The sequence below is a fragment of the Bradyrhizobium sp. 192 genome, from assembly GCF_023100965.1.
In the GTDB taxonomy this organism is placed as follows: Bacteria; Pseudomonadota; Alphaproteobacteria; order Rhizobiales; family Xanthobacteraceae; genus Bradyrhizobium; species Bradyrhizobium symbiodeficiens.
The window spans coordinates 1867150-1877301 of the sequence record NZ_CP064690.1; the positions used below are offsets into that span (position 1 = coordinate 1867150).

At 61.3% G+C, this 10152-nt stretch carries 7 protein-coding genes and 2 pseudogenes; 8 read left to right on the top strand and 1 reads right to left on the bottom strand.

Translation table 11 applies throughout. From position 1 onward, the window contains the following. Window positions 1–565: 565 nt before the first annotated feature. A complete protein-coding gene (locus tag IVB24_RS08590) occupies window positions 566–1081 on the top strand; it encodes a hypothetical protein (protein WP_247406588.1) in 516 nt (171 codons plus the stop codon). Window positions 1082–1150: 69 nt separating this feature from the next. Here IVB24_RS08590 and IVB24_RS08595 read toward each other — a convergent pair whose 3' ends face one another. After that, the gene (locus tag IVB24_RS08595; RefSeq protein WP_247772637.1) at window positions 1151–2212 is read right to left on the bottom strand and encodes a pyridoxal-phosphate dependent enzyme; all 1062 of its coding nucleotides are present in this window, start codon (window positions 2210–2212) and stop codon (window positions 1151–1153) included. A gap of 2163 nt (window positions 2213–4375) precedes the next feature. Between IVB24_RS08595 and IVB24_RS08600 the strand changes: the two are divergent. From IVB24_RS08600 to IVB24_RS08630, 7 genes and pseudogenes are all read left to right on the top strand, one after another. After that, a pseudogene (locus tag IVB24_RS08600) lies at window positions 4376–4548 on the top strand (HupU protein); the annotation flags it as partial. Between the two features lie 27 nt (window positions 4549–4575). Beyond that, a pseudogene (locus IVB24_RS08605) lies at window positions 4576–5040 on the top strand (nickel-dependent hydrogenase large subunit); the annotation flags it as partial. 354 nt (window positions 5041–5394) lie between these two features. Further along, window positions 5395–6486, top strand: a complete 1092-nt coding sequence (locus IVB24_RS08610) for a hydrogenase small subunit (RefSeq protein WP_247772638.1) — start codon at window positions 5395–5397, stop codon at window positions 6484–6486. 31 nt (window positions 6487–6517) lie between these two features. After that, window positions 6518–8308, top strand: coding sequence for a nickel-dependent hydrogenase large subunit (locus IVB24_RS08615; RefSeq protein WP_247772639.1), 1791 nt, complete (start codon window positions 6518–6520; stop codon window positions 8306–8308). Between the two features lie 16 nt (window positions 8309–8324). Continuing rightward, on the top strand, window positions 8325–9068 hold the full coding sequence (cybH, locus tag IVB24_RS08620; RefSeq protein WP_247350405.1) for a Ni/Fe-hydrogenase, b-type cytochrome subunit: 744 nt from the start codon (window positions 8325–8327) through the stop codon (window positions 9066–9068). An 18-nt stretch (window positions 9069–9086) separates the two neighbouring features. Then, the gene (locus tag IVB24_RS08625; protein WP_247772640.1) at window positions 9087–9671 is read left to right on the top strand and encodes a HyaD/HybD family hydrogenase maturation endopeptidase; all 585 of its coding nucleotides are present in this window, start codon (window positions 9087–9089) and stop codon (window positions 9669–9671) included. A gap of 25 nt (window positions 9672–9696) precedes the next feature. Next, a complete protein-coding gene (locus IVB24_RS08630; RefSeq protein WP_247772641.1) occupies window positions 9697–9993 on the top strand; it encodes a HypC/HybG/HupF family hydrogenase formation chaperone in 297 nt (98 codons plus the stop codon). Window positions 9994–10152 lie beyond the last annotated feature (159 nt).

Sequence of the window (10152 nt, forward strand, 5' to 3'; positions counted from 1 at the left end):
CAAGGGTGAAAAAGCGGCTGATCACAAAACAGAACCGATTTGGCCGAGCGCGGTATTGCCTGCCCAGGTCATTTTTATCTATCCAATGAATGGCGCGGGTTACTCCCGGGAAGAGCCGGGAAAGCCGGCTGCCTGGGTCTGTGAGGGCAAAGCCAAATGCCGAGCTACTCGACCGCGATCATAAGACTAGCGTACGTTGACTGGCGGCATCGACGCGGTCAGCCGCGGCACAAAGCCATCTTGGTGCCCGCCGCGTGCTGCCCACACCGGACTCCCGGCAGATTGCCGCCAGTGCGGAGGAGCCCGCGCGATCGCGAGTGTACTTAGAGCTATGGACGCGATCGTTTCGTGCGTTTTTTCGTTGCGCGTGCAGCGTTAATGCGCCGAGTGCCTGTTGGGGCTGAAAAACATCGATCCGTTGCACGAGCAGAGTCGTGTTGGACGCTGAAGCGGCATGATCTTTCCCGATATCTTTGTGCGCATGGCCAATTAGTTTCGCATGGACGCTCTTGACCGTCATCGCTACTACCGCGGCAACGAGAGCCAATATAGATCGAGAGAAAGAATGATGGATGTGATTGATCAAGCGAACGGTTCGGAGTTGCCGCCCGTCCTGCAGAAGTCATCAAGACGCCTTCCGTGGGTTTTTGGATTTGTCGCCATCTTCATCGGGCTATGCGTTGGGGTTCCATTTTACTGGCCCCATATCGACCGAATGATCGAGGCGTTAGTGGCACGTGAAGTCGTCCCAATGCCGGCGTTGTCACCTGAAGACAAGGCGGCCCTTTCGGAGATTCGGTCGGGGCAACAGGAGGTGAGCGAGGAGCTTTCAGCGCTCAACCGCAACATCGATGCGCAGCAAGCCGATTTGAAACGGATGTTAGATCAAATCGCAGCCCTGGCCTCAAGAATTGAGTCTCTGCAGAACATTGCTGCGCCTCTTCCTGCGGATATTCGTCCGCCAGCAGCCCAGGCCGCTTCAAAGCCGACTACAAGAGCCACTCGCCCGCCTAAAGCAGAAGGGCCCGTTTCCGTCGGGGGCGCGCCGCTGGTCCCCGAGCCGGAGACGGACCGCCGATGATCCAATGATGAGCGTTGAGCGTGCCAGACATGAGGATGCAATTCGAACTAGGAGCGAAGATTGCGGTGCTCACGTTCGGTCCTCCCAGGCGCGTTCGGTGAGGAGGACGAGAATGCGGCTCAACCGGTCGAGTCCGAGATCCCTTCTATGGCTCGGGTCTGCGAGGGCAGCCATGGCACCCGCCAGGCCCGCTGCACCGGACGGCGTGTTGGCAAGGCCATCATGGGCGGAGAGTACGCGGACAGCATCCACTAATTCCGCCTCGGGCACGGTGATGGCTCGAGCGCCGTGACGCCTGAGCACCGCAACGGCGGCCGCACTCGCCTGGCCGCAGGAGAGCATCTCCGCGGATGTTCGGAGATCGCCCATCACCCGAATCGGGCGACCGGCAGCGAGCGCGGGCGCAAGACACGCGGCGGTTTCCGGCTCGACCGTCACGATGCAGCCCGGAGATGCCAGCCAGCCCGAGAGGCCCTCGGCGATGGCAGCGGCGAGTCCGCCGACCCCAGCTTGTATAAAGACGTGTGTCGGACGCCGAAGGCCGGCGAAATCCACCTCATCGCGGATTTCCGCCGCCGTGACGCCGTATCCCGCCATGACGTCGCAAACGATGGGGTCGTTCGGATCGTCGGTCGTGTCGGCGACAAGAATGCCGGCGCCTTGGCAGGCCGCGGCTGCGGCCGCATCAACTGCATTGTCGTAGGTGCCCGGCACCCATACGATCTCGGCACCCTGATTCTCGATGCGGCGCGCGCGCGCGTTCGGCACGCCCTCGTGCAGGAACACGCGGGCAGGCGCCCCGGCAAAGCGCGCGGCGGCAGCTACCGCGAGCCCGTGATTGCCGTCACTGGCACAGACCAGGGTCGGCTGCCCCTTAGGTCGGGCCGCGAGAAGGTCGGCTAACTGCATGCGCGAGGCCCGGGCGAGCGCGCGCAGCCCTGCATAGGTGCCACCAAGCGACTTGAAACTGCCGAGCATGCGGCGGCCCTCGTCTTTCGCTAGCACCTGCGCCACTCCGAGCCGCTCCGCAAGCGCCGGAAGGTTCAGGAGTGGCGTCGGCGCGTATGCGGGATCGAGGCGGCCAAGCTCGGCTGCGATCGCATTGACTGGTGAAGAGGAGGTGCTGTTCATGGGTTGATCTTGCCCGCTACAGGTGACGGCTGCTGCTGGACCGTTGCACAGCAACTGTTTCCGTCGATCATATCAGCTGTATTTGCGAGCACCACCCTCGACGAGTTCGATCGCGCGCTTTTCGCGGAGGCCCCTTTCGCGCTCGAGTCCGCCTACGCCTTAAATTGCGCATCTGCGCAATGATCTAAGAGTTTTATCGGCAGGAAGTCTCTGGGAGCCGTAAGAAGTTTGTGAGCAGCACGTGCCCTCGTTCCGTAAGTATCGCGATCTTGCTGTACTATCCTGTCGGGACCTTGCCTCGAACTTCACAATCCAGCCTTGGATCCATCACACTCACAGCTGCATGAGGTGCTCGTCAATGTCTGCCTGAACCTGTGAGCTATATGCGCTGAAGACAAATGCGTTAACCTCAACAACGTGGGACGCTTGGTGAGCCACAACCGCAATACAAGCAATCGCGACAACGCGGGGTACATCCCGATCTCGCGTGACCAAATCACGCGTCCCCGATATGGCGCAAGGTCGTGTCGCCGGTGGTGGTGTAGCTCGGTAGAGCAAAGCTCTCCGCACGCGCGCTGACCTGATCGACGAACCACATCCGCGCTCGCGCAACGGTATGGTCGACATTGCGATGGGCTCTGCCATGAGATCGGCTGCAATGTCAAAGATCACCGGAGCTTGATCTGCCCCCGTGCCGCGCCACCACAGCCGCACCGTGCGCGCATAGCCAGATGTCGTCGCCATGTCCCGCCCAAAAGAGCTCGACAGCACCACCGTATCGAGATCAACCCATTCAGCGTCGCTTGGCTTCCGGCAACACGAAGCTATCGCGAGCGAACGCTTTCGCGTCGATGTTGAACTCACGCAAGGTGACAGCATCGCTGGCGCGCCGGCAGGCTCAGTTTCGTGCGTCCATGAGCCCCGGGCAGCGAGGCCGTCGCATTCAGAAGCCAGTCTTCGCCCTCGCTGATACCGAGCTGGCCGATGTCGAGCAGAATTTCCCACAACGCGGCGCTCGAATTCTTCCAGAGTGGTTCGTCGCCAGAGGCCCCGCGGATTGTTGGTGCACTTCCAGAGATTGTAGAGATAGCCGCCACGCCGGCTAATATAAGATATAATGTCTGATCAATCGTAAATCGAGGCCAACGCGTCCCGCTCCCGCTCGAATGCCGCTCCGTCAAACGTCTGCAACGTCTTGTAATTCTCCCGCTTGATAAATCTCAGCGCCTGCGCGCTTGCGATCTGTTCCAATCACAATATGGATCATCGTCTGGAGCCGAGAGCGAGGGCTTTCCAGCCCGCCACTTTGTCTTCGCGCTTGCTTTGGTTGCAGTTCACTACCTCCAGTCCTGGCATTTAGGCGCACCGTGGGTCTGGCATCCGCGGTGAAGCGCCGTCTCTCGTAAGTTTCTACGACCTGACGAGACGTGAGATGCAAGGCTAGTCCTTCGACGCGGATGTCGCACGGCATCACAGCTTTAGTGCTGATGACAATACGCCCGCGGTTGGAGCGATCCCAGCGAAGCTCGACTGAAGGATTGCGGCGATGGCCCTCGCGACGCAGCCCGACGCGAGCGCCCATCTGCGGGATGCTGCTCCTGTTCGCGGATATCACGTCGCAGAACCAGCCGACGTTTCGAGCGAACAGTACTTAGGCTCCTTCGCCTGCGTAATCGAGGCGATCGTTTCCGTCATCAAGGTCTGGTCCTCCCTGCATGTGCACTCTGTATTCGGAAAATGTGTGTTGTGTTCGATTCCGACGCGGCCGTGTTTCAATGCACGCTCGTGTGTCGCGAAAACGACATTCCGAAGCCGAGGCAGTGGCGGTTTACAGAGCGAAGGAAGTTCTGTCTTATTTTATATGCGATAAGTTTGGCTTCGGCGTGGGTGGCCGCTATTGAGTCACGCGGACGCCATGACATCGTGAACGAATCTCCATCACGTCAGCAAAAAGCCTATCGCCAACCGTACTACTGTGAGGCCAGAAAGCCCGACCTTCAAGTTCAAATTTATCAATTCGCGCGTTGCGGGCTCCCCCGTCCGACTACCACCTTTCACATCCGTAAGATTGGTTGTCTTTCCAACATCGCGCATACGCGCCAGATGTACCGAGGGAGCTCGCGCAGGAGCAAGTCGCTTCGCGTTTCACTGTGGAGAGAGACATCCGCAAAGCTTACCGGCATTGCCGTCGGACTTCCGACCGACATGCCCAAGACCTGGTTCATGGCGCTCGCGGCCCTATCGAAGTGGGCGACGCCGCGAGGGGTGTGGCTGAGTCGACCGCGGACCACGTGGTCGTGCCGCCCGGCCACCCGACGGCCAAGCGCACGCCATGACGCGCAACACGATCGGTCGCTCAACGCATCGAGGGCGATCTCGAAGTTGGCCTCGATGTGGAGAGTGGGCGGGGCATGCGCGCGGAGGTGACGGCGCCGCTGTATCGCGACTTCGAGCACATCATCGAGGGGCGTCCGCCCCCGAGGCGCTGGCGCTGGCGCCGCGGATCCGCGGCATCTGCTCGGTCTCGCAGTCGGTCGCCGCGGCTGCCGCTCCTCGCGATGCGATGGCGGCCGAGGTCGCGCCGAACGGGATTCTCGCCACCAATCTCGCGCATGCGGCGGAGAATGCCGCCGATCATCTCACACACTTCTACATCTTCTTCATGCCGCATTTCGCTCGCGAGCCCTGTGCCGCGCATGCATGACGAGACACGGGACCGTTTCGCAGCGACGCGCGGCACTGCGGCACGCGATGTCTTGCCGGCGCGGGCGCGGCTGCTCGAACCCATGGGTATCTTCGCCGGGAAGTGGCTGCATAGTGTGGCCTTCTAGCCGGCCGATGACGGCGGCCCGCTGGAGCAGGCGCTGATCGGCACCGATCTCGGCCACGCCGGCGCACGCTCGGTCGCCATCCAGCATGTCGTGCGCTCGTTCGATCCCTGGATCGTGTGCACCGCGCATTGAGTGGTCTCTCGCGCGGGGGCGGAAAGTTCGTTGTCGCCTGAAATCGAATTGTTTCCGCTTTTCTCGGTCGCGGCACGCGCGCGCACCGCAATTCGAGCATTTCAAATCTGCGACAATTTGGTATCACTCTACTCTACTTTCCTTACCTCTTCCAGTGCTTGGCCTGCTTCTTGCTGTCCTTGGCGTCATAGACAAGTCAAAGCCGAGGCGAGAGGATTCATGGGCGCGGCGACGGAAACGTTTTACAGTGTGATCAGGCGACAAGGTATCACCCGTCGGAGCTTTCACAAATTTTGCAGCCTGACCGCGACGAGTCTCGGCCTCGGTCCGCTGGCGGCGAGCCGCATCGCGAACGCGCTCGAGACCAAGCCGCGCGTGCCGGTGATCTGGATGCACGGCCTCGAATGCACCTGCTGTTCCGAGAGCTTCATTCGTTCCGCGCACCCGCTGGTGAAGGATGCCGTGCTCTCGATGATCTCGCTCGACTATGACGACACCATCATGGCGGCCGCAGGCCACCAGGCGGAGGCGATCCTCGAAGAGACCCGCGCCAAGCACAAAGGGCAATATATTCTCGCAGTGGAAGGCAATCCGCCGCTGAACGAAGGCGGCATGTTCTGCATCGACGGCGGCAAGCCGTTCGTCGAGAAGCTGAAGATGATGGCGGAGGATGCGATGGCGATCATCGCCTGGGGCGCTTGCGCCTCGTGGGGCTGCGTGCAGGCGGCCAAGCCCAATCCGACGCAGGCGACGCCCATCGACAAGGTCATCCCCAACAAGCCGATCATCAAGGTGCCGGGATGCCCCCCGATCGCCGAAGTGATGACTGGCACCGTCACCTTCATCACCACTTTCGGCAGATTGCCCGAGCTCGACCGTCAGGGCCGGCCGAAGATGTTTTACTCGCAGCGCATCCACGACAAGTGCTACCGGCGGTCGCATTTCGACGCCGGCCAGTTCGTCGAGGAGTGGGACGACGAGGCGGCGCGCAAGGGCTATTGTCTCTACAAGATGGGCTGCAAGGGCCCGACCACCTACAACGCCTGCTCGACTGTGCGCTGGAATGGCGGCGTCTCCTTCCCGATCCAGTCGGGCCATGGCTGCATCGGCTGCTCGGAAGACGGATTCTGGGACAAGGGTTCGTTCTACGACCGTCTCACCAACATCAAGCAGTTCGGCATCGAGAAGAACGCCGACCAGATCGGCATGGTGGCGGCCGGAGCCGTCGGTGCGACAGTCGCCGCGCATGCAGCGGTGACCGCGGTGAAGCGGCTCGCCGGCAAGCGCAAAGACGCGCACCGCACCAGCTAAGCCGCCAAAGAGATCCAAGGGTAAGAAAATCATGGGTATCCAGACTCCCAACGGCTTCAATCTCGACAATTCCGGCAAGCGCATCGTGGTCGATCCGGTGACCCGTATCGAAGGTCACATGCGGGTCGAGGTCAATGTCGACGCCGACAACGTCATCCGAAACGCAGTCTCCACCGGCACGATGTGGCGCGGGATCGAGGTGATCCTGAAGAACCGCGATCCCCGCGACGCCTGGGCGTTCACGGAACGGATCTGCGGCGTCTGCACCGGCACGCACGCGCTGACCTCGGTGCGCGCGGTCGAGAACGCGCTCGAGATCACCATTCCGGAGAACGCCAATTCGATCCGCAATCTGATGCAGCTTGCCTTGCAGGTGCACGACCACGTCGTTCACTTCTATCACCTGCACGCGCTGGATTGGGTCGATTTGGTCTCCGCGCTTTCGGCCGACCCGCGGGCAACCTCGACCCTCGCGCAGTCGATCTCGAGCTGGCCGCTGTCGTCGCCGGGTTACTTCAAGGACCTGCAAACCCGTCTCAAGAAGTTCTTCGAGTCGGGGCAGTTGGGGCCCTTCAAGAACGGCTACTGGGGCAGCAAGGCGTACAAGCTGCCGCCTGAGGCCAATTTGATGGCGGTTGCGCACTATCTGGAGGCGCTCGATTTCCAGAAGGAGATCGTCAAGATCCACACCATCTTCGGCGGCAAGAATCCGCATCCGAACTGGCTCGTGGGCGGCGCGCCCTGTCCGATCAACGTCGACGGCACGGGCGCGGTCGGTGCCATCAACATCGAGCGCCTGAACCTGATCTCGTCGATCATCGATCGCCTGATCGAGTTCAACGAGCAGGTCTACCTGGCCGACGTGGCGGCGATCGGTTCGTTCTACAAGGACTGGCTCTACGGCGGCGGTCTTTCCGGCAAGAGCGTACTCTCTTATGGCGACGTGCCGGAACACGCCAACGACTACTCCTCCAAAAGCCTGAAGCTGCCGCGGGGCGCCATCATAAACGGCAATCTTTCGGAGGTGCTTCCCGTAGATCATGCCAACCCCGATGAGATCCAGGAGTTCGTGGTTCACTCCTGGTACAAATATCCCGACGAAACCAAGGGACTCCATCCCTGGGACGGCCTGACCGAGCCGAACTACGTGCTGGGACCCAATGCGAAAGGCACCAAGACCGCGATCGAGCAGCTCGATGAGGGCGGAAAATATTCATGGATCAAGGCGCCGCGCTGGCGGGGTCACGCCATGGAGGTCGGCCCGCTGGCGCGTTGGGTGGTGGGCTATGCGCAGAACAAGGCCGAGTTCAAGGATCCTGTCGACAAGTTCCTGAAGGATATGGACCTTCCGCTGTCGGCGCTATTCTCGACGCTCGGTCGCACGGCGGCGCGCGCGCTGGAGTCGGTCTGGGCCGGACGACAAATGCGCTACTTCCAGGACAAGCTCGTCGCCAACATCAAGGCCGGCGACAGCTCGACCGCGAACGTCGACAAGTGGAAGCCGGAGAGCTGGCCGAAGGAGGCCAAGGGTTTTGGCTTCACCGAGGCGCCGCGCGGCGCGCTGGGGCACTGGATAAGGATCAAGGAAGCCAAGATCGACAACTACCAGTGCGTGGTGCCGACCACCTGGAACGGCTCACCGCGCGATCCGCAAGGGAACATCGGTGCATTCGAGGCCTCGCTGATGAACACCCCGATGGTCAATCCCGAGCAGCCCTTAGAGATCCTGCGGACGATCCATTCCTTCGATCCGTGCCTGGCCTGCTCCACGCATGTCATGAGTCCGGACGGCCAGGAAATGGCCAGCGTCAAGATCAGGTGAAGCAGGGGGAAACGCCATGATGGATGTAGCTGCACGTCCGGCGGAAGCCGAGCCGGACCTCTCCGCGATAGCGGCCGAGGCGGCCGGCGAACATGCGGTCGGCCGTCCCGCCGTCTATGTCTACGAAGCGCCGGTGCGGATCTGCCACTGGGTGAACGCGTTCACGATCATCATGCTGATGGTGACTGGTTATCTGATCGGAACGCCATTGCCCTCGGTCGAGGGTGAGGCCTCGGCGAACTTCGTGATGGGCTATATCCGCTTTGCCCATTTCGCGGCGGGGCAGGTGCTGGCGGTGTTCTTCCTTGCCCGCATTCTGTGGGCCTTCGTCGGAAATCACCATTCCCGGCAGATTTTCTATCTGCCGGTGCATCGCAAGCACTTCTGGAAGGAAGTGCTGCATGAAATCCGCTGGTATGCGTTCCTGGAGCGCGAGCCGAAGATGTATGTCGGCCACAACCCGCTGGCGCGGACGGCGATGTTCACGGGCTTCACGCTGTTCGTGGCGTTCATGATCGTTACCGGCTTTGCGCTCTATTCGGAAGGTGCGGGCATCGACAGTTGGCAGCACAAGCTGTTCGGCTGGGTGTTCGCCATCTGGCCGAACAGCCAGGACGTTCACACCTGGCATCATCTCGGCATGTGGGCGCTGGTCGTGTTCGTGATGGTGCACATCTACGCCGCGGTCCGTGAGGACGTCATGTCGCGCCAGAGCATCATCTCCTCGATGATCTCCGGCGAGCGGCAATTCCGCGACTGAGAAACTGGAATGATACCGATGCCGACATCTTCGCAAGCAAACCGCATCCTGGTGCTCGGCATCGGCAACATCCTGTGGGCCGACGAAGGCTTTGGCGTGCGCGCGGTGGAGGAATTCCACCGCCGCTACGCCGTGCCCGACAATGTCACCATTCTCGACGGCGGCACGCAGGGGCTCTACCTCGTGAACTACCTGGAGGATGCGGATCGTTTGATCGTGTTCGACGCGATCGACTATGGGCTCGAGCCCGGGCAGTTGAAGCTCGTTCGTGACGACGAGGTGCCGCGTTTCACCGGCGCCAAGAAGATGAGCTTGCACCAGACCGGCTTCCAGGAGGTCATCAGCGCTGCCGACCTGCTTGGCCGTTGTCCGCGACATCTCGTATTGATCGGCTGCCAGCCGCTCGACGTCGAGAATTGGGGTGGGCCGCTGACGGAGCCGGTGCGCGATCAGATCGCGCCGGCGCTAGAGCTTGGTTGCGAGATCCTGGCTGAATGGGGCGTCGAGGTGATGCCGCGCACGGCGCCGTTGGCAGAATCGGAGCGGCTGCTCGCCAACGACATCGATCATCAGCATTACGAGATGAGGGGGCGGCCTGCCTGACCGGCTGCACCGTCGGAGATCCACCATGTGCCTCGGCTTGCCGATGACGATCGTTGAGACTGACGGGATATCGGCGCTGTGCGAGTTCCGAGGTGAGCAGCGGCGCGTTTCGATGCTGCTGCTCTCGAACCCGCCGGCCGGTGCCAGGGTGCTGGTCTGTATCGACACCGCCGTTCGGCTTCTGCATCAGGCCGAGGCGCTCCTGATCGGTGCCGCGATCGACGGTCTGGGCGCAGCGATCAATGGCGAGGATTGCGATCGCTTCTTCGCCGACCTCATTGACCGCGAGCCGCAACTGCCCGAGCATCTCCGGCTTGATTAGGGCGGCAGCCCGCTCCGCGAGAGCCGCCCGCGACCTCGCTGGAAGACAAATGTCTATCTGCTAAGTTCATTTTCATCCGATATGGAAATTAGCTTTCCGTCTTGGGATTGATGCATCTCCTGTCGTGGAAATATATGATTCAAATCAATTAGATAAATC